Annotated in this window: 18 protein-coding genes and 1 tRNA gene; 1 reads left to right on the forward strand and 18 read right to left on the reverse strand. The window is 70.0% G+C overall.

The window, feature by feature from the left end:
• Positions 1 to 74: 74 nt before the first annotated feature.
• The 5 genes from VPH61_RS08875 to VPH61_RS08895 all read right to left on the reverse strand — a co-directional run bounded on the left by VPH61_RS08875 (position 75) and on the right by VPH61_RS08895 (position 6,918).
• The gene (locus tag VPH61_RS08875; protein WP_332063145.1) at positions 75 to 1,073 is read right to left on the reverse strand and encodes an epimerase; all 999 of its coding nucleotides are present in this window, start codon (positions 1,071 to 1,073) and stop codon (positions 75 to 77) included.
• Positions 1,070 to 1,738: a DUF4166 domain-containing protein gene (locus tag VPH61_RS08880; protein WP_332063146.1), complete on the reverse strand. Its 669-nt coding sequence runs from the start codon at positions 1,736 to 1,738 to the stop codon at positions 1,070 to 1,072. Before VPH61_RS08880 ends, VPH61_RS08875 begins: the two co-directional genes overlap by 4 nt.
• A gap of 11 nt (positions 1,739 to 1,749) precedes the next feature.
• Positions 1,750 to 3,426: a DUF885 domain-containing protein gene (locus VPH61_RS08885; protein ID WP_332063147.1), complete on the reverse strand. Its 1,677-nt coding sequence runs from the start codon at positions 3,424 to 3,426 to the stop codon at positions 1,750 to 1,752.
• Between the two features lie 55 nt (positions 3,427 to 3,481).
• Positions 3,482 to 6,178: a DNA polymerase I gene (gene polA, locus VPH61_RS08890; protein WP_332063148.1), complete on the reverse strand. Its 2,697-nt coding sequence runs from the start codon at positions 6,176 to 6,178 to the stop codon at positions 3,482 to 3,484.
• Between the two features lie 134 nt (positions 6,179 to 6,312).
• The gene (locus VPH61_RS08895) at positions 6,313 to 6,918 is read right to left on the reverse strand and encodes an ANTAR domain-containing response regulator (protein ID WP_056009246.1); all 606 of its coding nucleotides are present in this window, start codon (positions 6,916 to 6,918) and stop codon (positions 6,313 to 6,315) included.
• A 36-nt stretch (positions 6,919 to 6,954) separates the two neighbouring features.
• On the opposite strand from VPH61_RS08895, the gene VPH61_RS08900 reads away from it, so the two are divergent.
• Positions 6,955 to 7,040, forward strand: a tRNA-Leu gene (locus VPH61_RS08900).
• Positions 7,041 to 7,059: 19 nt separating this feature from the next.
• Here the strand turns inward: VPH61_RS08900 and VPH61_RS08905 are convergent.
• The 13 genes from VPH61_RS08905 to hisF all read right to left on the reverse strand — a co-directional run bounded on the left by VPH61_RS08905 (position 7,060) and on the right by hisF (position 22,802).
• Entirely contained in the window at positions 7,060 to 7,509 is a 450-nt protein-coding gene (locus tag VPH61_RS08905; protein WP_332063149.1) for an SRPBCC family protein, read from the reverse strand.
• Between the two features lie 134 nt (positions 7,510 to 7,643).
• Complete coding sequence (pyk, locus tag VPH61_RS08910) at positions 7,644 to 9,059, reverse strand: pyruvate kinase (protein ID WP_332063150.1); 1,416 nt, start codon at positions 9,057 to 9,059, stop codon at positions 7,644 to 7,646.
• A gap of 72 nt (positions 9,060 to 9,131) precedes the next feature.
• Positions 9,132 to 10,589, reverse strand: coding sequence for a glutamate synthase subunit beta (locus VPH61_RS08915; RefSeq protein WP_332063151.1), 1,458 nt, complete (start codon positions 10,587 to 10,589; stop codon positions 9,132 to 9,134).
• A 53-nt stretch (positions 10,590 to 10,642) separates the two neighbouring features.
• Positions 10,643 to 15,235: a glutamate synthase large subunit gene (gltB, locus tag VPH61_RS08920; RefSeq protein ID WP_332063152.1), complete on the reverse strand. Its 4,593-nt coding sequence runs from the start codon at positions 15,233 to 15,235 to the stop codon at positions 10,643 to 10,645.
• Between the two features lie 99 nt (positions 15,236 to 15,334).
• The gene (lgt, locus tag VPH61_RS08925) at positions 15,335 to 16,345 is read right to left on the reverse strand and encodes a prolipoprotein diacylglyceryl transferase (protein WP_442879078.1); all 1,011 of its coding nucleotides are present in this window, start codon (positions 16,343 to 16,345) and stop codon (positions 15,335 to 15,337) included.
• A 61-nt stretch (positions 16,346 to 16,406) separates the two neighbouring features.
• The gene (trpA, locus tag VPH61_RS08930) at positions 16,407 to 17,189 is read right to left on the reverse strand and encodes a tryptophan synthase subunit alpha (RefSeq protein WP_332063153.1); all 783 of its coding nucleotides are present in this window, start codon (positions 17,187 to 17,189) and stop codon (positions 16,407 to 16,409) included.
• On the reverse strand, positions 17,186 to 18,394 hold the full coding sequence (gene trpB / locus VPH61_RS08935; RefSeq protein ID WP_332063154.1) for a tryptophan synthase subunit beta: 1,209 nt from the start codon (positions 18,392 to 18,394) through the stop codon (positions 17,186 to 17,188). The genes trpA and trpB overlap by 4 nt, the downstream gene beginning before the upstream one ends.
• 1 nt (position 18,395) lies before the next feature.
• Entirely contained in the window at positions 18,396 to 19,169 is a 774-nt protein-coding gene (gene trpC / locus VPH61_RS08940) for an indole-3-glycerol phosphate synthase TrpC (RefSeq protein WP_332063155.1), read from the reverse strand.
• On the reverse strand, positions 19,169 to 19,399 hold the full coding sequence (locus VPH61_RS08945; RefSeq protein WP_332063156.1) for a DUF6704 family protein: 231 nt from the start codon (positions 19,397 to 19,399) through the stop codon (positions 19,169 to 19,171). Before VPH61_RS08945 ends, trpC begins: the two co-directional genes overlap by 1 nt.
• Before the next feature lie 35 nt (positions 19,400 to 19,434).
• Entirely contained in the window at positions 19,435 to 20,103 is a 669-nt protein-coding gene (locus VPH61_RS08950) for a Trp biosynthesis-associated membrane protein (protein WP_332063157.1), read from the reverse strand.
• Entirely contained in the window at positions 20,100 to 21,626 is a 1,527-nt protein-coding gene (locus VPH61_RS08955) for an anthranilate synthase component I (protein ID WP_332063158.1), read from the reverse strand. The genes VPH61_RS08950 and VPH61_RS08955 overlap by 4 nt, the downstream gene beginning before the upstream one ends.
• Positions 21,627 to 21,642: 16 nt before the next feature.
• Positions 21,643 to 22,044 (reverse strand): phosphoribosyl-AMP cyclohydrolase, encoded by a 402-nt coding sequence (hisI, locus tag VPH61_RS08960; RefSeq protein ID WP_332063159.1) that lies wholly within the window; start codon positions 22,042 to 22,044, stop codon positions 21,643 to 21,645.
• A complete protein-coding gene (gene hisF / locus VPH61_RS08965; protein ID WP_332063160.1) occupies positions 22,041 to 22,802 on the reverse strand; it encodes an imidazole glycerol phosphate synthase subunit HisF in 762 nt (253 codons plus the stop codon). Before hisF ends, hisI begins: the two co-directional genes overlap by 4 nt.

Consider the following 22,802-nt stretch of genomic DNA (forward strand, 5'->3'; position numbering starts at 1 on the left):
GCATGCGGACAGGGATGTCACACGAGTGACGCTCAATCCTAACGGAACCGCTCGGTCATTGGCAAACGGCCGCTTCACTCCCCCGTCGCGCGAGCTGCGACGGCCCCGCCGTGCACCGAATCGGGCTTCAGGATGCCGCGGAGCGCCGGCTCGAGGTCGGGGTGCTCGAACTCGTAGCCGGCGTCGAGCAGCCGCTCGGGAACGACCCATCGGCTCTTCAGCACGAGCTCGGTCTCGGTGCGGATCGCCGCGGACCCGGGCTCGAGCATCCAGCGAAACGCCGGAATGCCGAACGGCACCCCGAGCAATCGGCGGATCGTTCGCATCAGGGTGCGGTTGTCGCTGGGGTTCGGGGCGCTGACGTTGACGACGCCATCGAGACCGGGCCGCGCCGTGAGGAAGTCGATGATGCCGGCGACGTCGTCGATGTGCACCCAGCTGAAGCGCTGCCGTCCGCCGCGCGCGCGGAATTCGTGGTGCGTTCCCGCAGCCCGCCGAGCGCGCGTCGCGGGCCACCTCCCGTCGAGTTGCGGTCCGCCGAGGCCGATTCGTGCGAGCCTCGCCAGCGGGCGCATGACGCTGCCGTCGCCGAGCACGATCGCGATGCGAAGCGCGATCCGCCTCGTCGACGGCAGGTCTCCGGCGAAGAACTCCGACTCCCACGCCTTCGCCACCTCGACCGAGAAGCCGCTGCCGATCTCCCCGTCGCGCTCGGTCATGGGGTGATCTTCGGCGTGCCGGTAGATCGTCGCCGTCGAGGAGTTGAACCACACCGGGGGCGGCGACTCGACCGACGCCACGGCCGCGCGCAGGGCCGACGTGGTCTCGACCCGCGAGCGGATGATCTCGGCGCGATTGCGCGGCGTGTACCTGCAGTTGACACTCTTGCCGGCGAGGTTCACGAGCACGTCGCTGCCGTCGACGACCCGGGCGATGGCCGCTGAGTCACCCCACGCGGCATCCGCCGACGGGCCGCGCCCGATCGTGCGCACCTCGATGCCCGCTGTGCGATACCGCTCGACGAGGTACCCGCCGATGAAGCCGGACGCCCCGGCGATGACCATGCGCGTCATGCGGGATTCTCCGGCTCGATCGCGTAGGCGAACGAACCCGCGTACTCGTAGATGCGGCCGAGGAGCGGCGCATCGAGGGTGAATCGCACGTGCTGTCGAGCCGATGACGCGTCGTACCGTTCGATGAGTCGCGCGAGCGGCGCCGCGGCGGGCGGGATCCGCAGTCGCAGCCGGCCCAGTCGAATGCCGACCGCCGTCGACCGCAGCACGAGCGCACCGTCGATCGCGTCCGCCTCGAACGCCACGCGCAAGCGCCCTCCAGTGCCGAGCGAATCGACCACACGACCGTTCCGGGTACTCACCTCGTCGATCATCTCGCGCGAACCGGATCGGAACTCGAAGCGGCGAACGGCATGGAGCGCGCCGGTCGCTGTGCAGCGATTCTCGATGGTGAACGGCACCTCGACCTCGTGCACCGGGAAGAGGACGCCCCAGCGACCGAGCACGGCGAGCATCGGCCACAGCCAGCGGCGGGGCGTACCGACGATCTCGAACATGCCGATGCCGCGACCGACCGCACCGTCGGGCACCTGGGAGAAGTAGCGCTGCAGACCGGGATCGAGCTCGACGACAGCCGCGCCGAGCGCCTGCGCGTACGGCGAGGGCGCCGTCGCGGCATCCGCCGACGAAACCGGGGGTTCGCTCGGCAGCTGCGATGTCGACACGGACCGCGCGATCAGCCGAGCAGCGCGGTGCGCAGGGTGTCGAGCCCGACGCCGCCGAGCGAGAGTGCGTTGCGGTGGAACTCGCGGATGTCGAACGAGGCGCCCTCGCGGCGCGCCACCTCGTCGCGCAACTGCTCCCAGATGCGCTGGCCGACCTTGTACGACGGCGCCTGTCCCGGCCAGCCGAGGTAGCGGTTGACCTCGAAGCGCACGAAGCCCTCGTTCATGTTGACGTTGCGCCCGAGGAACTCGAAGGCGTACTCGCCGGTCCAGGCACCCTGCCCGTCGGGTCGCTGCTTGCCGAGGTGCACGCCGATGTCGAGCACGACGCGGGCGGCGCGCATGCGCTGGCCGTCGAGCATGCCGAGCCGGTCGGCCGGGTCGTCGAGGTAGCCGAGGCCCTGCATGAGCCGCTCCGCGTAGAGCGCCCAGCCCTCTGCATGGCCGGACGTGCCGGCGAGTTGGCGCCGCCAGGTGTTCAGCTGGCCGCGGTTCACGACGGCCTGGCCGATCTGCAGGTGATGGCCGGGTACACCCTCGTGGTACACGGTCGTGAGCTCGCGCCAGGTGTCGAACTCGGTGACGCCCTCGGGCACCGACCACCACATGCGACCGGGGCGTGAGAAGTCGTCGCTCGGCCCCGTGTAGTAGATGCCGCCCTCTTGCGTCGGGGCGATCATGCACTCGAGCGTGCGGATCTCGGCGGGGATGTCGAACTGCGTGCCGGCGAGCTCGGCGACGGCGCGGTCGCTCGTCTCCTGCATCCAGCGCTGCAGCGCGTCGGTGCCGTGGAGCTTGCGCGACGGATCGCCGTCGAGGAAGGCGATCGCGTCGTGAACGGATGCCCCGGGCACGATCTCGTTCGCGATCGACTCCTGCTCGGCGACCATGCGGGCGAGTTCTTCGATGCCCCACTCGTAGGTCTCGTCGAGGTCGATCGTCGCACCGAGGAAGTGACGCGACTGGAGCGCGTAGATCTCGCGCCCGACGCCGTCTCGTTCGCCGGCGACCGGGTGCAGCTCGGTCTCGAGGAACTCGGCGAGTCGGCCGTACGAGGCTGCCGCAGCCGCTGCGCCGGAGCCGAGGTGATTCGTGAGCGAGGCGGGGAGGTCGGCGCCGCCGGTGGCCTTCGCCGAGCCGGCGAACGTGCCGAAGAACCCGTCGGGCTTCGCGATGCGTCGTGCCTGCGCCGCGACCTCGCGCACCTGCCGAGCGGCGGGCACCGTGCCCTGGGCGATGCCCTCCCGCAGGGTCGCGATGTACCCGTCGAGCGCCGCGGGAACCGCCTCGAGGCGGGTCGCGATGCGCTCCCACTCCTCAGGGGCGTCGGTCGGCATGAGGTCGAACACCTCGCGGATGTCTTGAGCAGGGCTCGCGATCACGTTGAGGTCGCGCAGGTGGAGCCCGGCATCGTGCCGCTCGAGCTCGAGTTCGAGTTCGCTGCCGAGGTCGGCGACGGTGATGCGATCGACGTCGTCGACCGGCGTCGCGGCACGGAGCGCCGTGAGCGCCTCGCGGGTGGCGGCGATCGAGCGCTCGTGGCCCTCGGGCGAGTAATCGGCGAGCCGATCGTCGAACGTCGTGCGGCCGATGTAGGTGCCGACGCCGGGGTTCAACTCGACGAGCGTGTCGACCCAGCCCTCTGCGATGCGATCGACGTCGGTCGGGGTGCGTTCACTCGATGCCATGAGAGCGAGCCTATGGCAGCCCGCCGACGTCGCGCACTTCGCTCACCGGTCGCCGTCAGTGCGCCGCGTCCTCCCAGTTGGCGCCGCGACCGATCTGCACGTCGAGCGGCACGAGCAGCTCGGCCGCACTCGCCATGCGCTCGCGCACGAGCGTCTCGAGCGTCTCGGACTCCCCCGCCGCGACCTCGAAGATGAGTTCGTCGTGCACGGTAAGGAGCATGCGGCTCGCCAGGCCCTGCGCCGCGAGGTCGTGTTCGATGCGCGACATCGCGATCTTGATGATGTCGGCCGCCGAACCCTGGATCGGCGAGTTGAGCGCCGCGCGCTCGGCGTTCTCGCGCAGCACCCGGTTCGGGCTGTTGAGATCGGGGAAGGGGCGCCGTCGGCCGAAGATCGTCTCGGTGTAACCGTCGATCTTCGCCTGCTCGACGACCATGCGCAGGTAGTCGCGCACCGCACCGAAGCGCTCGAAGTACTCCTTCATGAGCTGCGTCGCCTCGGCGCGATCGATGCGGAGCTGCTTCGACAGGCCGAAGGCACTGAGCCCGTAGGCGAGGCCGTACGACATGGCCTTCACCTTCGTGCGCATGACGGGCGTGACGTCGGCGGGATCGACCGAGAACACGCGCGCGCCGACGAAGCGGTGCAGGTCTTCACCGGCGTTGAACGCCTCGATGAGCCCGGGGTCGCCCGACAGGTGCGCCATGATGCGCATCTCGATCTGCGAGTAGTCGGCGGTGAGCAGCTCGGTGTACTCGGGGCCGTGCCGGAAGGCCTTGCGGATGCGCCGGCCGTCTTCGGTGCGGATCGGGATGTTCTGCAGGTTCGGGTCGTTCGACGACATGCGGCCCGTGGCCGCGCCGATCTGCCCGTAGCTCGTGTGGATGCGGCCGTCGGCGGCGATCGACTTGTCGAGCGACTCGACGATCTGCCGCAGCTTCGTGGCGTCGCGGTGCTCGAGCAGATAGCCGAGGAACGGGTGCGGGTTCGACTCCTGCAGGTCGGCCAGCGCGCTCGCGTCGGTCGTGTACCCGGTCTTCGTCGCCCTGGTCTTCGGCATGCCGAGCTGGTCGAAGAGCACCTCTTGCAGCTGCTTCGGCGAACCGAGGTTCACCTCGCGGCCGATCTCGGCGAAGGCCGCCTCGGCGAGGCCGGCCGCGCGCGCGCCGAGCTCGGTCGAGAGCGCGGCGAGCTCGGCGTGGTCGACGGTGACGCCGCGCACCTCCATGGCCGCGAGCACCGGCACGAGCGGCATCTCGACGTCGGCGAGCAGCTGCCGCGAGCTCTCGGGCAGGGCGCGGAGCACGACGGGCGCGACGCGGAGCGAGTACCACGCGTACTCGGGGGCGCCCGCGTCACTGCCCTCTTCGGGCACGAGCTGCGCAGGATCGCCCTGCGGCACGGTCTCGCCGAGGTAGCGCTCGACGAGGTCGGCGAGCGTCTTCTCGGCGAGGATCGGCCGCACGAGCCATCCGGCGACGAGCGTGTCGACGACGAGCCCGTCGATCGCAAGACCCGAGCGCATGAGCGCCTTGAGCTGGGGCTTCGCGTCGGTCATGATCTTCGGTGCATCGCTCGCGAGCCACGCCTCGAACGGCGCGTAGTCGCTGCGGCCCGCCTGCCACGGCAGGTGCACGGACTCGGTCGCCGTCGCGATGCCGGCGCCGATGACGACGCCGTCGAGCACCTCGATGCTGAGGCCGAGACCCGCGGGCTCCGCGGCGACGGCGCGCTCGATCCAGGCGGCGAGCTCTTCGTCGAGGAGTCGCCGCGGGGTCGGCGCAGCGGGAGCCGCGGGCGCATCTGCAGCCGGGGCCGCAGGTGCAGCGGATGCCGCGGCCGCGCCGTTGCCGTTGCCGTTGCCTGCCACGATCTTCTTCATGCGCTCGAACAGCGTGCGGAACTCGAGTCGCTCGAAGAGCGGCTGCACCGCGTCGATGTCGATCGGCTTCGCCGCGAGCTCGTCGATCGTGACGTCGAGATCGACGTCGGTGACGAGTCGGTTGAGGCGGCGGTTGCGGATCGCGTTCTCTTTCTCGTCGCGCAGGTTCTGGCCGACGACGCCCTTGATCTCGTCGGCGTGCTCGAGGATGCCGTCGAGCGAGCCGTAGAGCCCGAGCCACTTGACGGCGGTCTTCTCGCCGACCTTGGTGATGCCGATGAGGTTGTCGCTCGTCTCGCCGACGAGCGCCGCGATGTCGGGGTACTGCTCGGGACGGATGCCGTAGCGCTCGACGACCGCGTCGGTGTCGTAGCGCTTCAGCTGCGAGACGCCCTGCGTGTTCGGGTAGAGCAGCGTGACGTCGTCGTTGACGAGTTGGATGGTGTCGCGGTCGCCCGAGACGAGGAGCACACGGTACCCCTCGTCGCGACCGCGGGCCGCGAGCGTCGCGAGGATGTCGTCGGCCTCGTAGTCCTCTTTCTCGAGGGTGCGCACGCCCATCGCCTTCAGGGCGTCTTGCAGCAGCGGGACCTGCCCCTTGAACTCGACCGGCGTCTCGCCGCGCGTGCCCTTGTACTCGGGGTATTCGCGCGTGCGGAACGAGGCGCGCGAGATGTCGAAGGCGACGGCGATGTGCGTCGGCTTCTCGTTCGCGAGCAGCAGGAGCAGCATCGACAGGAAGCCGTGGATGGCGTTCGTGTGCTGGCCGTCACGGGTCGTGAAACTGTCGACTGGGAGGGCGTAGAAGGCCCGGAAGGCCAGCGAATGACCGTCGACGACGAGGAGGGTGGGCTTATCTGGGTCCGACACCCCCCAAGACTACAAGCGGCCGACGACACCGCCCGACGGCCCGAGCAGGCCTGGCCGGCCGCACCGCAACGAGAACGGCGGATGCCGCGGCGACACGTGTCGCCGCGGCATCCGCCGTCGTGAAAGCTGAGTGGTTACTTCTTGGCCGCGAGCTGCTCGATGATCGCCTGCGAGACGTCTTTCATCGTCAGGCGGCGGTCCATCGAGGCCTTCTGGATCCAGCGGAACGCCTCGGGCTCCGAGAGGCCCATCTTCTCGTTGAGCAGGCCCTTGGCCCGATCGACGAGCTTGCGGGTCTCGAATCGCTCGACGAGGTCGCCGACCTCGGCCTCGAGCGCGATGATCTGCGCGTAGCGGGCCAGAGCGATCTCGATCGCGGGAAGCAGGTCGTTGGGCGTGAACGGCTTCACGACGTAGGCGAGGGCTCCGGCTTCGCTGGCGCGCTCCACGAGCTCCTTCTGGCTGAACGCCGTGAGGAGCACGACCGGGGCGATGTGGCCCTTCGAGAGGCGCTCCGCCGCGGAGATGCCGTCGAGCTGGGGCATCTTGACGTCCATGATGACGAGATCGGGCCGCAGCTCGGTGGCGAGCGCCACTGCCGTTTCGCCGTCACCGGCCTCGCCGACGACCTCGAAGCCGTTGTCGCGCAGGATCTCGACGATATCGAGGCGGATGAGCGACTCATCTTCCGCCACGACCACGCGGCGCGGTGCCGACTGAGTTGGTTCGGTGTCTGTCACGGAGGAAAGCCTACGGTATTCTGAGCGAGGCCTTTGGCCGGTGTGGCGGAATGGCAGACGCGGAGCACTCAAAATGCTTTGCCCGAAAGGGCGTGTGGGTTCGACCCCCACCACCGGCACCAGCTCGGCGAGCAGGTGCGATCAGTGACCGGATGATGCGGCGAGGTGCGCGTTGCGGTGCTCGATGAGACGCCGCAGGTAGGGCCCGAGCACGCCTTCCGCAGCGCGGCCGAGCAGGCCGAGCGGCGCGACGAACCGCACTCGGTCGATCATGGTGGTGCCGCCCACCGCGTCGGCGGTGAACTCGTGCTCGTGGCGGAAGGAGCGGAACGGCCCGCGGGACTGCTCGTCGACGAAGGACGACGGCGGGTGGAACTCGGTGATCCGGACCGTCATCCGCATGGGCACGCCGAAGTGCCGCGCCCGCCATGTCACCTCTTCGTGCGGCCCGATCACGCCGGCCGTGACGCCGGCGACGGCACGTTCCTGCGAATCCGCCATCGATACGACGTGCACGTCGATGTTCCGCGAGAGGTCGAACGCCTGCTGCACCGTCATCGGCAGGTGGGTGCGGCACTCGAACTCGACCATGCTCCGAGTCTGGCAGCTCGAGCAGCACGACGCCTGCCGGTCGCGCGAGGGCTGCTGCGACATCCGCTGCTCGTCGCCGACGGCACGCGAAAGGAGCCGGCCCGCATGGACCGGCTCCTCTCGACTGCCGCTGCTTAGAGCACCTCTCCGACGACATGCACGCGCACGTCGTTGGTGGTGCCGGGGATTCCGGGAGGGGAACCCGAGATGATGACGACCTTCTCGCCATTGACGGCCTTGCCGGTCTTGGCGAGTGCCTCGTCGACCTGGCCGACCATCTGGTCGGTGTGGGTCACACGGGCGACGACGAACGCCTCGACGCCCCAGTTGAGGGCGAGGCGGCGACGGATCGCCGGGTCGGGCGTGAAGGCGAGGATGGGGATCTTCGAGCGCAGGCGCGTCATGCGACGCACCGTCTCGCCCGACTCGGTGAAGACGCAGAGGTACTTGGCCTCGACGAAGTCGGCCACCTCGACCGCGGCGGCCGTGATCGCACCCGACTGGGTGCGCGGCTTCGTGCCGAGCGGCAGGATTCGGTCGAGCCCGTGCTTCTCGGTCGACTCGACGATGCGGGCCATGGTCTGCACCGTGATGACGGGGTACTCCCCCACGCTCGTCTCGCCCGAGAGCATGACCGCGTCGGCGCCGTCGAGCACCGCGTTCGCGACGTCGGAGGTCTCGGCGCGCGTCGGCACGGGGCTGTGGATCATCGACTCGAGCATCTGCGTCGCCACGATGACGGGCTTCGCGAGGCGGCGGGCGATCTCGACCGCGCGCTTCTGCACGATCGGAACCGCCTCGAGGGGCAGTTCGACGCCGAGGTCGCCGCGGGCGACCATGATGGCGTCGAACGCCTCGGTGATCTCCTCGAGAGCGTCGACGGCCTGCGGCTTCTCGATCTTCGCGACGACGGGGACGCGCCGGCCCACCTCGTCCATGATCTCGTGCACGCGCGTGATGTCGGAGGCGTTGCGCACGAACGAGAGCGCGATGAGGTCGGCGCCGAGCTCGAGGCCCCAGCGGAGGTCGGCCTCGTCCTTGTCGGAGAGCGCCGGCACGTTGACAGCGACACCGGGCAGGTTGATGCCCTTGTTGTTCGACACCGGGCCGGCCACGATGACCTTGGTGGTGACGACGACGCCGTCGGTCTCGACGACCTCGACGCGCACCTTGCCGTCGTCGATCAGCAGGAAGTCGCCGGGCTTGACGTCGTGGGGCAGGCCCTTGAACGTCGTGCCGACCAGCTCCTTCGTGCCGACCACGTCTTCGGTCGTGATCTTGAAGATGTCGCCCTCGGCGAGCTCGTGCGGCCCGTCGGCGAACTTGCCGAGGCGGATCTTCGGCCCCTGGAGGTCGACGAGCACTGCGACGGCACGACCCGAGTCGTTCGCCGCCTTGCGCACGTTCTGGTAGACGCCCTCGTGCACGTCGTAGCTGCCGTGGCTGAGATTCATCCGCGCGACGTCGACGCCCGCATCGAGAATCGCCCGGATCTGCTCATAGCTCGATGTCGCCGGCCCGAGGGTGGCGACGATCTTCGCTCGTCTCATTTCTATGTGCTCCCATGTTCCGCGCAAAAGCGCCGGGTGTTGGTCGAAGCGCGCCGTGCGGCGCGCAGGTGGTCAGATGGAGAAGGCGCGCGCCGTCGAGGCGATCGGCGACGGCAGCAGTGTCTCGCCTTCAAGGTAGCGGTCGACGGCGGATGCCGCAGCTCGACCCTCGGCGATCGCCCAGACGATGAGCGACTGCCCGCGGCCGGCATCGCCGGCCACGAAGACGCCCGGCTGGGCGGTCGCGTAGTCGGCTTCACGGGCGAGGTTGCCGCGATCGGTGACCGGCAGCGCCAGCTGCTCGTCGAGCGCGGCGGTCTCGGGCCCGGTGAATCCGAGTGCGAGCAGCACGAGGTCGGCCGGGATCTCCCGCTCGGTGCCCGCCTTCGGCACGCGGCGTCCGTCGAGGTACTCGGTCTCGGCGACGCGGATCGCGCGCACCTCGCCGGCGTCGTTCGAGAGGAACTCAACCGTCGAGGCGAGGAACTGGCGGTTGCCGCCCTCTTCGTGTGCGCTCTGCACCTCGAACAGCGTCGGGTGCATCGGCCACGGCTGGTGCTCGGGCCGACTGGCGCTCGGCTCCTTGCCGATCGCCAGGTTCGTGACCGACAGCGCCCCCTGCCGGTGCGCGGTGCCGATGCAGTCGGCACCGGTGTCGCCGCCGCCGAGGACGACGACATGCTTGCCCTCGGCCGTGATCTGGTCGAAGACCTGGTCGCCGGCGAGGTGGCGGTTCGACTGCACGAGGTAGTCCATGGCGAAGTGCACGCCCGGGAGGTCGCGGCCCGGGATGGGCAGGTCGCGGGGCACGATCGCGCCGGTGGCGACGACGACGGCGTCGTAGCGCTCGCGCAGCTGCGCCCACGTGATGTCGACGCCGATGTTCACGCCGGCACGGAACCGGGTGCCCTCGGCGGTCATCTGCGCGAGTCGCAGGTCGAGGTGCTTCTTCTCCATCTTGAAGTCGGGGATGCCGTAGCGCAGCAGCCCTCCGATGCGGTCGTCGCGCTCGAAGACGGCGACCGTGTGACCGGCGCGCGTGAGTTGCTGCGCAGCGGCGAGCCCGGCAGGGCCCGAGCCGACGACCGCGACCGTCTTGCCGGTCAGGCGACCCGGCGGCTGCGGCTGGACCCAGCCGTTGCCGAACGCCTCGTCGATGATCGAGACCTCGACCTGCTTGATCGTCACGGCCGGCTGGTTGATGCCGAGCACGCAGGCCGACTCGCACGGGGCCGGGCAGAGCCGGCCCGTGAACTCGGGGAAGTTGTTCGTCGCGTGGAGGCGCTCGGAGGCAGCACGGCCCTCGCCCCGGTACATCAGGTCGTTCCACTCGGGGATCAGGTTGCCGAGCGGGCAGCCCTGGTGGCAGAACGGAACGCCGCAGTCCATGCAGCGGCCGGCCTGACGGCGGAGCTGCGCGGGGTCGCCCTGCTCGTAGACCTCCTTGAAGTCCATGATGCGCACCGGAACGGGCCGCCGCTTCGGCAGCTCGCGCTCGGTGACCTTCAGAAAGCCCTTCGGGTCAGCCATTGGTCACTTCCAAGGTGTTCATGGGCGCAGCCGGGTCCATCGTCTGGATCGGGTCAGCCATTGGTCACTTCCAGGATTCGGGTCCAGACCACGTCGCCGTCGGGGTCGAGCCCCTCGTCGACCGCGCTCTGGCGGGTTCGCAGCACTGCGGCGTAGTCGCGCGGCAGCACCTTGGTGAAGCGGTCGAACGCGTCGTCGCCGGCGGCGAGGAGCGACGCGGCGACCGCGGAGTCGGTGTTCGCGACGTGCTGTTCGAGCAGGTCGCGGACGATCTCGCGATCGGCGCTGCCGAGCGGATGCAGCTCGAGCTCGCCGGTCGTCAGCGATTCGCGGTTCACGCGTTCTTCCCGAAGGCCGAGCACATAGGCGGTGCCGCCCGACATGCCGGCGCCGAGGTTGCGGCCGGTCTCGCCGAGGATGAGCGCGAGGCCGCCGGTCATGTACTCGAGCGCGTGGTCACCGACGCCCTCGACGACGGCCGTGGCGCCCGAGTTGCGCACCAGGAAGCGTTCGCCGACGATGCCGCGGATGAACATGCTGCCCTGTGTCGCGCCGTAGCCGATGACGTTGCCGGCGATCACGTTGCGCTCGGCGACGAAGCCGCTGTCGCGCGACGGACGGACCACGATCTGCCCGCCCGAGAGCCCCTTGCCGACGTAGTCGTTCGAATCGCCCTCGAGGCGGAGCGTGATGCCCGCCGGCAGGAACGCGCCGAGGGACTGGCCAGCCGAACCGGTGAGCGTGATGTCGATCGAGCCGCTCGGCAACCCGTGCTCGCCGCGCCGCACCGTGACCTCGTGGCCGAGCATCGTGCCGACGGCGCGCTCGGTGTTGCGGATCGGCAGCGCGATCTCGATGTTGCCGCCCTGTTCGAGCACGAGACGGCTGCGCCGGATGAGCTCGTTGTCGAAGTGCTCGTCGAGCTCGTGGTCCTGCCCGCGCACGTTCCGCCGTGCCTCGGACTCCGAGAAGTCGGGGCCGACGAGCATGGGCGTGAGGTCGAGGCCCGAGGCCTTCCAGTGGTCGACTGCGCGGTCGACGTCGAGCAGTTCGCGCCGGCCGACGATCTCGTCGATCGAGCGGTAGCCGAGGGCGGCGAGGTACTCCCTCACCTCTTGAGCGATGAACTCGAAGAAGTTGACGACGAACTCGGGCTTGCCCGTGAAGCGCTTGCGCAGCTCGGGGTTCTGCGTCGCGACGCCCACGGGGCACGTGTCGAGGTGGCAGACGCGCATCATGACGCAGCCCTGCACGACGAGCGGTGCCGTGGCGAAGCCGAACTCCTCTGCACCGAGCAGCGCGCCGATGACGACGTCGCGGCCGGTCTTCAGCTGCCCGTCGACCTGCACGACGACGCGGTCGCGCATGCCGTTCAGCATGAGCGTCTGCTGCGTCTCAGCGAGACCGAGCTCCCAGGGCGTGCCTGCGTGTTTCAGCGAGTTGAGCGGGCTCGCACCGGTGCCGCCGTCGTGGCCGGAGACCAGGATGACGTCCGCGAGGGCCTTGGCGGTGCCCGCCGCGACCGCGCCGATGCCCGACTGGCTCACGAGCTTCACGTGCACGCGCGCCTTGGGGTTCGCGCGCTTCAGATCGAAGATCAGCTGCTTGAGGTCTTCGATCGAGTAGATGTCGTGGTGCGGCGGGGGCGAGATGAGGCCGACGCCCGCCGTGGCGTGACGCGTGCGCGCGACCCACGGGTACACCTTCGTCGGCGGCAGCTGGCCGCCCTCGCCGGGCTTGGCACCCTGGGCGAGCTTGATCTGGATGTCTTCGGCGTGCGTCAGGTACATGCTCGTGACGCCGAAACGCCCGGAAGCGACCTGCTTGATCGCACTGCGACGCTCGGGGTCGAGCAGGCGGTCGAGGTCTTCGCCGCCCTCACCCGTGTTGGATTTTCCGCCGAGCCGGTTCATCGCGATCGCGAGCGACTCGTGCGCCTCCTTCGAGATGGAGCCGTAGCTCATCGCGCCGGTCGAGAAGCGCTTGACGATCGACTCGACGGACTCGACCTCGTCGATCGGCACCGCGGGCCGCGTGCCCGTGCGCAGGGCGAACATGCCGCGCAGGGTCATCAGGTCTTCGGCCTGGGAGTCGACGAGCGAGGTGTACTCGCGGAACACGTCGTAGCGGCGATTGCGCGTCGCGTGCTGCAGGCGGAACACCGTCTCGGGGTTGAAGAGGTGGGGCGAGCCGTCGCGGCGCCACTGGTACTCGCCGCCGGTCGAGAGGCGCTCGTGGGCGCGCACCGCGACATCCTGCGGGTACGCCTCTGTGTGCCGGTCGAGGTTCTCGGACGCGATCGTGTCGATGCCGACGCCGCCGAGCTTCGAGGTCGTGCCGGTGAAGAACTCGTCGATGAAGCCCTGGTCGAGCCCGATCGCCTCGAACGCCTGGGCCCCCGCATACGACGAGATCGTCGAGATGCCCATCTTCGACATGATCTTCAGCACGCCCTTGCCGAGCGCCTTGATGACGTTGTGCACCGCGTCTTCGGGCGTGATGCCCGTGATGACGCCGGAGCGCACGAGGTCCTCGCACGTCTCCATGGCGAGGTAGGGGTTCACAGCGGATGCCCCGTAGCCGATGAGCAGCGCGACCTGGTGCACCTCGCGCACGTCGCCGGCCTCGACCACGAGTCCGACCTTCATGCGGTTCTCGGAGCGGATGAGGTGGTGGTGCACAGCCGAGAGCATGAGGAGCGACGGGATCGGCGCCAGGTCCTTGTTGGAGTCGCGGTCGCTCAGCACGACGAACGCCGCACCGGCGGCGATCGCCTCGTCGACCTCTCCGCAGATGGCGGTGAGTCGATTGCGCAGCGCCTCGGGTCCTTCGTCGAAGCGGTAGAGGCCGCGGATCGTGACCGTCGTGCGCGCACCGGGCGCCGGGTCGATGTGCACGATCTTCGCGAGTTCGTCGTTGTCGATCACCGGGAAGGTGAGCGCGACCTGGCGCGCGTGCTCGGGCCCGGCATCGAGGAGGTTTCGCTCGGGGCCGAGCGAGGTGCCGAGCGAGGTCACGACCGCCTCGCGGATCGAGTCGAGCGGCGGGTTCGTCACCTGCGCGAACTGCTGCGTGAAGTAGTCGAAGAGCAGGCGCGGGCGCTTCGACAGCACCGCGATCGGCGTGTCGGAGCCCATGGCGCCGAGCGGCTCCTGCCCGGTGCGCGCCATCGGCGCGAGCAGGATCTTCACCTCTTCCTCGGTGTAGCCGAAGGTGCGCTGACGACGGTTCACGGATGCCGGCGGGTGCACGATGTGCTCGCGCTCGGGCAGGTCAGCGAGCTGGATGCGCCCCTGCTCGAGCCAGTCGCCCCACGGCTCGGCCGCGGCGAGCTCGGCCTTGATCTCGTCGTCCTCGATGAGGCGACCGGCCTCGGTGTCGACGAGGAACATGCGGCCGGGCTGCAGCCGGCCCTTGCGAACGATGCGGCTCTGCTCGATGTCGAGCACGCCGATCTCGCTCGCGAGCACGACGAGGCCGTCGTCGGTGACGACGTACCGGCCGGGGCGGAGCCCGTTGCGGTCGAGCGTGGCGCCGACGAGCGTGCCGTCGGTGAAGACGATGGCCGCGGGGCCGTCCCACGGCTCCATGAGCATCGAGTGGTACTCGTAGAACGCGCGGCGTTCGGGTGCGATCTCGGTCTGGTTCTCCCACGCCTCGGGCACCATCATCATGACGGCGTGCGGCAGACTGCGGCCCGCGAGCGTCAGCAGCTCGACGACCTCGTCGAACGAGGCGGAGTCGCTCGCACCGGGGGTGACGATCGGCCGGAGCGGCGCGAGATCGCCGAGCACCTCGGACTCGAGCTGCGACTGGCGCGCCCGCATCCAGTTGCGGTTGCCCTGGATCGTGTTGATCTCACCGTTGTGCGCGATCATGCGGAACGGCTGGGCGAGCGGCCACGACGGGAACGTGTTGGTCGAGTACCGCGAGTGCACGAGGGCGAGCTTCGACGCGAACCGCTCGTCGGAGAGGTCGGGGTAGAACGGCTCGAGTTGCAGTGTCGTGACCATGCCCTTGTAGACGAGCGTGCGGCTCGAGAGCGACGCGAAGTAGAGCTCCAACTCGCGCTCAGCGCGCTTGCGCAGCCGGAACGTCAACCGGTCGAGGTCGATGCCCGACACGGTCGCATCAGTCGACGAGGTGGCGACGGCCTGCACGAAGAGCTGCTGCACGACCGGCATCGCCGCACGGGCGAGCGAGCCGAGCTCTTCGGGACGAACCGGCACCTCGCGCCATCCGATGACCGAGAGGCCTTCGGATGCCGCGAGCCCGACGAGCGACTGCTTGACCCTGCTGCGCGCGGTGGGGTCGACGGGCAGGAACGCATTGCCGACCGCGTAGGCGCCGGCAGCGGGGAGCCCGAACGTGGTCACCGCGCGGAGGAAGGCGTCGGGCACCTGCGTGACGATGCCCGCGCCGTCACCGGTGCCGGCGTCGGAGCCGACCGCGCCGCGGTGCTCGAGGTTGCGGAGCGCGTCGAGCGCCGCGGTGATGATGTCGTGTCCGGCGGTGCCACGGAGCGTGGCGACCATCGCGAGGCCGCAGGCGTCTTTCTCGGCAGCAGGGTCGTACATGCCCTGGGCGGCCGGAACGGTACCGAACCTCGAGAAGGGTGGGGTGAGCGACACGTGAACCGTCCTCATCAACTAAGTGTGCAGCGGGGGACGTCGTCGGCCCATCAAGGGAGTTGTCGCGACGCATGGTGCGGCGTCGCTTCGGAGAAGCGTTCTACGTGGGGCGCTTTACGCTGAGGTGGATCGGCTTGGGCTTGTGGCCGCCGTCACGCCCGTTTCGCTCTCACCCTCGACGCCATCGTCGAGAGAGTCGGAGTCGGACTCGATGTCTTCGGAGTCTACCTCAGCATCGGGCGCACTCCATTCACGCCCCGGAACGTAGGGACTCGCCTCGTCGCCGGTGTGCCGGCGACGCTGCACGAGGATGAGCACGATGCCGAGCACGACGGCCGCGAGCGATGCCCAGACGTTGACGCGGATGCCGAAGAACATCTCGCTGGGATCGAGGCGGATCGACTCGAAGAACGCGCGGCCCGCGCCGTACCAGATGAGGTACACGCCGAACGCCTTGCCCCAGCGGAGGTTGAAGCGGCGCTCGAGCATGATGATGGCGGCCGCGCCGAGGAGGTTCCAGACGAGCTCGTAGAGGAACGTCGGGTGGAACAGGGTGCCGTCGGCGAGCCCGGCGGGGAAGGCGGCGTTGTCGGAGGCGATCTCGAGGCCCCACGGCAGGTCCGTGGGCGAACCGAAGAGTTCGTGGTTGAACCAGTTGCCGAGACGGCCGATGGCCTGGGCGACGAGGAGGCCGGGTGCGAGGGCGTCGGCGAACGACCAGAAGCGGATGCCCGTGAACCGGCAGCCGATGATCACGCCGACGGCGCCGCCGATGAGCGCGCCGTAGATCGCGTTGCCGCCCTCCCAGATGGCCCAGACCGAACCCGGCTGGAAGGGATTCCAGATGTTCGCACCGTCGTAGAAGTAGTCGCCGGGGTGCGTGAGCACGTGGTAGATGCGGGCGCCGATGATGCCGAGCGGCACGGCCCAGAGGGCGATGTCGAGCACGATGCCGGGCTCGGCGCCGCGCTTCGTGAGGCGGCGCGAGGTGATGATGACGGCGAGGACGATGCCGACGAGGATGCAGAGCGCGTACGTCTGGATCGTCAGCGTGCCCCACGGGACCGGGATCTCGAGGGCGCGCCATGCGGGGTCGGGGCTCGGAATGCTGAACGGTGCGATCACGCCGGCTGCTGCCTTTCCTCAGTTTCTGCGGCCGCTGACGGCCTCAATGAGCGTACTTCACTCAGGCGCGGGTGCCGCGCGCGAGTTCTGCCGCGAGCTCGCCGACCGCGGGCACGCCGCCCGTGGCGAGTGCGTTCACGAGCGCCGAGCCGACGATCGCGCCCTGCGCGTACTCGAGCACCTCGGCGACCTGAGCGGCCGTCGAGATGCCGACGCCGACGCAGCTCGCCGGAGCCCCTGCAGCGGTCAACCGCTCGACGAGCGTGCGAGCGGCCCGGTCGACATCACTGCGGGCACCCGTGATGCCCATCGTCGACACGGCGTAGACGAAGCCGCGGCTCGCATCGATGACCTGCCGGATGCGGGCGTCGGTCGACGTCGGCGCCGCGAGGAAGACCCGGTCGAGACCGGTGCGATCGGATGCCGCGATCCAGGCCGCTCCCTCGTCGGGAATGAGGTCGGGGGTGATGAGTCCCGCTCCTCCGGCCGCGACGAGGTCGTCGGCGAAACGGTCGACGCCGTACTGCACCACCGGGTTCCAGTAGGTCATGATCAGCACCGGGGCATCCACCCGCTCGGTGATGCGGCGCACGGCCTCGAATCCGTCGGCGAGGCGGAAGCCGTTCGCGAGGGCCTGCTGGGTGGCCGCCTGGATGACGGGGCCGTCCATCACGGGGTCGGAGTAGGGCAGGCCGAGCTCGAGGATGTCGACGCCGTTCTCGACCATCGCGACCGCCGCCTCGACGCTCTCGTCGAAGGTGGGGAAGCCGACGGGCAGGTACCCGATGAGGGCGCCCGACGCCTCGTCGTTCCGGCGGCGGATGACGGAACCGACCGTGTTCATTCGCCGTTCTCCTGGTCGTAGAGCTCGAAGTAGCGAGCGGCCGTGTCCATGTCTTTATCGCCGCGACCCGAGAGGTTCACGAGGATCGTGGCCTCTGGGCCGAGTTCGCGACCGAGTTCGAGTGCACCCGCGAGCGCGTGCGCCGACTCGATCGCGGGAATGATGCCCTCGGTGCGCGTGAGGAGGCGCAGGGCCTGCATGGCCGCGTCGTCGGTCACCGGGCGGTAGTTCGCGCGGCCGATCGCCGAGAGCCACGAGTGCTCGGGCCCGACGCCCGGATAGTCGAGGCCCGCCGAAATCGAATGCGACTCGATGGTCTGACCGTCTTCGTCTTGCAGCAGGTAGCTGCGAGCCCCATGGAGCACGCCCGGGCGGCCCTTCGTGATCGTCGCGGCGTGCCGTTCGGTCTCGGCGCCCTCGCCGCCGGCCTCGAAGCCGTAGAGCGCGACGCCCTCGTCGTCGAGGAAGGCGTGGAAGAGGCCGATCGCGTTCGACCCGCCGCCGACGCAGGCCGCGACCGCCGTCGGCAGCGAGCCCGTGAGGTCGATGACCTGCTGGCGGGCCTCTTCGCCGATGATCTTCTGGAAGTCGCGCACCATCTCGGGGAACGGGTGCGGGCCCGCGACCGTGCCGAAGATGTAGTTGGTGGTCTCGACGTTCGTGACCCAGTCGCGCATGGCCTCGTTGATCGCGTCCTTCAGGGTGCGTGAGCCCGCCGTCACGGCGATGACCTCGGCGCCGAGCAACCGCATGCGCGCGACGTTCAACGCCTGGCGTTCGGTGTCGACCTCGCCCATGTAGATGACGCAGTCGAGGCCGAACAGCGCCGCTGCCGTGGCGGTCGCGACGCCGTGCTGACCCGCGCCCGTCTCGGCGATCACGCGGGTCTTGCCGATGCGCTTCGTGAGGAGCGCCTGGCCGAGCACGTTGTTGATCTTGTGCGAGCCCGTGTGGTTCAGGTCTTCGCGTTTCAGGATGACGCGGGCGCCGCCGGCGTGCGCCGCGAAACGCGGCACCTCGGTGATGATCGACGGGCGGCCCGTGTAGCTGCGGCCGAGCTCGGCGAGCTCGTCGCCGAACGCGGGATCCAGCTTCGCGAGGTCGTAGGCCTCGCCGAGCTCGTCGAGGGCGGCGACGAGGGACTCGGGCACGAAGCGCCCGCCGAAGTCGCCGAAGTAGGGACCGGTCTGCGCTCTGAGCGCCATGTCACACCGCCAGGAAAGCTGAGAGGTTGGCAATCGGGTCGCCGCCCGTGACGAGCGCCTCGCCGACGAGGACGACGTCGGCGCCCGAGGAACGGTAGTGCGCGACATCCGCCGCCGACAGCACTGCGGACTCCGCGACGCGGATCGCGCCCTCGGGGAATCGCGGCGCGAGACGGCCGAAGAGGTCGCGGTCGAGCTCGAAGGTCGAGAGATCGCGGGCGTTCACGCCGATGAGGCGCGCACCGAGGGCGGCAGCCCGCTCGAGCTCGTCGGCCGAGTGCGTCTCGATGAGCGGCGTCATGCCGAGCTCGACGATGAGGTCGTGGAGCTCGCGGAGCGTCGGGTCGTCGAGCGCGGCCACGATGAGCAGCACGAGGTCGGCGCCCGCTGCACGGGCTTCGAACACCTGGTACGGCGTCGCGATGAAGTCTTTGCGCAGCACCGGCAGCGAGACCGCAGCGCGCACGGTCTCCAGGTCGGCGAGCGAGCCGCCGAACTTCCGGCCCTCGGTGAGCACGCTGATCGCGCTCGCACCACCGAGTTCGTACTGGCGGGCGAGCGCGGCCGGGTCGCTGATCGTCGCGAGCGAACCCCGCGAAGGGCTCGAGCGCTTGATCTCGGCGATGACCTTGACGTGGGCGGCCGGGCGCAGCGCCTCGAGCGCGTCGAGGGCCGCCGGGCGCGCGAGCGCCGCGGCCTCGACCGCCGCCAACGGGGCGCCCTCGCGGCGCGCCAGAGCGTCGGCGACCGCGTTCGCCGTCAGCTCGGCGAGCACTAGTGCGCCTTTTCGGCGACCTTCGAGCCGCCGACGCCGTAGCCGGCGCGCGCGAGCACCCAGCCGACGATGATGCCGACGACGAGGAGACCTGCCGATGCCCAGACGAGCCACTGCGCGTCGAAGAAGAAGGCGACCGTGCCGATCGTGAATGCGATGAGCATGATCGTGACGGCGGTCCATGCCGCGGGCGAGTGTCCGTGGCCGGGATCTGCGGTCTCAATGCTCATGATGCTCCTTCGTGCTGGGGTTTTCGTGGGCCAGTCTAGCGGTTCGAGCCACTGGGGCTCTCGCCGTCGTGCGGGTCGTCGTCGGGGTCGGTCGGGTCGTCGCCGCGGCTGAGGCCGTCCCAGTCGTCGATGGCGCGATCGGAGGCGGGGCGCTCATCGACAGCAGGCGCCGTGCCGTCGGCCGCCATGCGGGAATCGCTGTATCGCCGCGAGGAGGCGGGCCAGCGAGTACCGGTCACGAGCACGGCGATGCCGGCGAGCACGAGGAGCGCACCGCCGACGAGCGCGAGCACGGGCCAGACCGTCGCGGTGACGGATGCCACGAGGTCGGCGGTCGGTGCGGCGCCGGCGACGCCCGTGGCATCCGTCACGGCGGGCGAGACCGAGGCCACCGGATCTGCGAGCGACAGGCCGGCCGCGAGCAGGACGCAGCCGCCGAGGAGCACCTCGAGCACGCCGAGCACGAAGCGGATGCCTGGGCCGGCGATCGCGAGCGCGGCCACGAGCGCGAGGCCCGCGAGGCCGAGCGCTGCGAGCGCCGGCGACGCGACGCTGCCGGTGACGGCGACCGGTTCGCCGGTGCCGCCGGTCGTGCTCGCCTCGATCAGGAGGTCGAACCAGGTCTGGCTCCACGAGAGCAGCACGAGGCCGGCTCCCGCGACCGTGGCGACGATCGCGGGCAGCTTCATGCGGGCCGGGTTCACGATTCCACCCGGCGCATCGCGTTCGCGACCGCGACTGCGCGGAGGGGCGCCGCTGCCTTGTTGCGGGACTCCTGGTACTCGGACTCGGGGTCGGAGTCGGCGACGAGCCCGCCGCCGGCCTGCACTCGCGCGACGCCGCCCGAGATCGTCGCGGTGCGGATCGCGATCGCGAGGTCGGCGTCGCCGCCGAACCCGAAGTAGCCGACGACGCCGCCGTAGAGGCCGCGCTGCGCCGGCTCGAGCTCGTCGATGATCTCGAGCGCCCGGGGCTTCGGGGCGCCCGACAGCGTGCCCGCCGGGAAGGTGGCTCGGAAGACGTCGATCGCGTTCGCGTCGCCGACGAGGTCGCCCTCGACCGACGAGACGAGGTGCATGATGTGGCTGAACCGCTCGACCCGCATGAACTCGGTCACCTCGACGGTGCCCGCTGTGCAGACCTTCGCGAGGTCGTTGCGCGCGAGGTCGACGAGCATGAGGTGCTCGGCCTGCTCCTTCGGGTCGGCGATGAGCTCGGCCTCGAGATCGGCGTCGGCCTCGGGAGTCGCGCCGCGCGGCTTCGAGCCGGCGATCGGATGCGTGAACACACGGCCGTGCTGCACCTTCACGAGCGCCTCGGGCGACGAGCCGACGATCCAGTACGGCTCCCCCGCCGTGTCCTCGAGGTGCAGGAGGTACATGTACGGGCTCGGGTTGAGGCTCCGGAGCACGCGGTAGACGTCGATCGGATGCGCCGTCGCCTCCTGCTCGAAACGCTGCGAGATGACGACCTGGAAGATGTCGCCCTCGCGGATGTACTCCTTCGACCGGTCGACCGCCGCGAGGAAGTCGGCTTTCTCAGTGCGGTGTCGCGGATCGGCGGCGCGCGCGAGGTCGATCTCGGCGAGCCACGCCTCGGTCGGCTGCGCGAGCCCGCGCTGCATGCGGTCGAGACGCGCCTGCGCGCCCTGCCAGAGCTGCTCGGGCGCCTCGCCCCGGTCGTTCAAGACCGAGGCGATGAGCTGCACGGTGCCCGTGCGATGGTCGATCACGACGAGTTCGGAGACGAACGCGAACGCCTGGCCCGGCATCGGGAACTCCGACGGCGGCCGGTTCGGCAGGCGCTCGATCTGACGGATCGCCTCCCACCCGATGAACCCGACGAGTCCGCCCGTGAGCGGCGGCGCCCCCGGCACGTCTTCCGTGCGCCAGCGCTCGAAGAGCGCCTCGAGGGCGGCGAGCGGCGCGAGCCCGGCTGCGTCGCCGAGGGCGCGCTCGGCGCTCAGCCCGTAGTCCTGCCATTCCACGCGATCGGATGCTTCGGTGAGCACGCCGTACGACGAGACGCCGACGAACGAGTAGCGCGACCAGATGCCGCCCTGCTCGGCCGATTCCAGCAGGAAGGTGCCCGGGCGGCCACCGGCGAGCTTGCGGTAGATGCCCACCGGCGTCTCGCCGTCGGCGAAGAGCTCGCGCACGACGGGCACGACCCGGCGCCCCGCGAGCAGGGCGGAGAACTCCTCGAAGGTGGTCGTGGCGTCGGCCAACGTGTGCTCCTCGTCGTCAGTCGGCGGGCGGGAATCCGGGGGTCACGGCGATCGGGTCGCCGTCGAAGCAGGTGCGGGTGCCGGTGTGGCAGGCGGCCCCGATCTGCTCGACGCGCACGAGCAGGGTGTCGGCGTCGCAGTCGAGCGCCGCCGACCGCACGTACTGCGCGTGCCCCGAGGTGTCGCCCTTCCGCCAGTACTCCTGGCGCGATCGCGACCAGAACGTGACCCGGCCCTCGGTCAGGGTGCGCCGCAGCGCCTCGCGGTCCATCCAGCCGAGCATCAGCATCTCGCCGGTGTCCCACTGCTGGATGACGGCCGGCAGCAGTCCGTCGGCGTTGAAGACCGCTCGCTCGAGCGCCGCGTCGACGGTCGACTCGGGGGCCGTGGACTCGGCGGACGTGGATTCGGTGGTCATCGCACGATCCTTCCGTCAGCCGCCAGCGCGGCCTTCACCTGGCCGATGGTCAGCTCGCCGTTGTGGAAGACCGAGGCAGCGAGCACGGCATCGGCACCCGCTGCGATCGCCGGCGGGAAGTCGGCCACCGCGCCGGCGCCGCCCGAGGCGATGACGGGCACGGTCGAGAGCTCGTGCATGAGCGCGGTGAGCTCGAGGTCGAATCCGGCCTTCGTGCCGTCGGCGTCGATCGAGTTGACGAGCAGTTCACCTGCGCCGAGTTCGATGCCGCGACGGGCCCAGTCGAGCGCGTCGAGCTCGGTCTCGGTGCGACCGCCGTGAGTCGTCACGACGAAGCCCGACGGCATGCGGTCGGAGCGCTTGACGTCGAGCGAGAGCACGAGCACCTGCGCGCCGAACCGGTCGGCGATCTCGCCGATGAGCGCGGGGCGGGCGATCGCGGCGCTGTTGACGCCGATCTTGTCGGCGCCGTGGCCCTGCAGCCGCGCGACGTCGTCGGCCGAGCGGATGCCGCCGCCCACCGTCAGCGGGATGAAGACCTGTTCGGCGACCCGCTGCACCATGTCGTACGTCGTGGAGCGGTCGTCGACGGTGGCGGTGACGTCGAGGAACGTCAGTTCATCGGCGCCCTGCTCGGCGTAACGGGCCGCGAGCTCGACGGGGTCGCCGGCGTCGCGCAGGTTCTGGAAGTTCACGCCCTTCACGACGCGGCCGGCAGCCACGTCGAGACACGGGATCACACGGACGGCGAGAGACAT

It is taken from the genome of Agromyces sp. CCNWLW203, assembly GCF_036576125.1.
Classification (GTDB): Bacteria; Actinomycetota; Actinomycetes; order Actinomycetales; family Microbacteriaceae; genus Agromyces.

Bases quoted from the DNA above. Each gene is read 5' to 3' on its own strand.
- VPH61_RS08875 (WP_332063145.1), bottom strand. From the start codon at position 1,073: ATGACGCGCATGGTCATCGCCGGGGCGTCCGGCTTCATCGGCGGGTAC.
- VPH61_RS08885 (WP_332063147.1), bottom strand. From the start codon at position 3,426: ATGGCATCGAGTGAACGCACCCCGACCGACGTCGATCGCATCGCAGAG.
- VPH61_RS08905 (WP_332063149.1), bottom strand. From the start codon at position 7,509: ATGGTCGAGTTCGAGTGCCGCACCCACCTGCCGATGACGGTGCAGCAG.
- pyk (WP_332063150.1), bottom strand. From the start codon at position 9,059: ATGAGACGAGCGAAGATCGTCGCCACCCTCGGGCCGGCGACATCGAGC.
- VPH61_RS08915 (WP_332063151.1), bottom strand. From the start codon at position 10,589: ATGGCTGACCCGAAGGGCTTTCTGAAGGTCACCGAGCGCGAGCTGCCG.
- gltB (WP_332063152.1), bottom strand. From the start codon at position 15,235: ATGAGGACGGTTCACGTGTCGCTCACCCCACCCTTCTCGAGGTTCGGT.
- trpA (WP_332063153.1), bottom strand. From the start codon at position 17,189: ATGAACACGGTCGGTTCCGTCATCCGCCGCCGGAACGACGAGGCGTCG.
- trpB (WP_332063154.1), bottom strand. From the start codon at position 18,394: ATGGCGCTCAGAGCGCAGACCGGTCCCTACTTCGGCGACTTCGGCGGG.
- VPH61_RS08945 (WP_332063156.1), bottom strand. From the start codon at position 19,399: ATGAGCATTGAGACCGCAGATCCCGGCCACGGACACTCGCCCGCGGCA.
- hisI (WP_332063159.1), bottom strand. From the start codon at position 22,044: ATGACCACCGAATCCACGTCCGCCGAGTCCACGGCCCCCGAGTCGACC.
- hisF (WP_332063160.1), bottom strand. From the start codon at position 22,802: ATGTCTCTCGCCGTCCGTGTGATCCCGTGTCTCGACGTGGCTGCCGGC.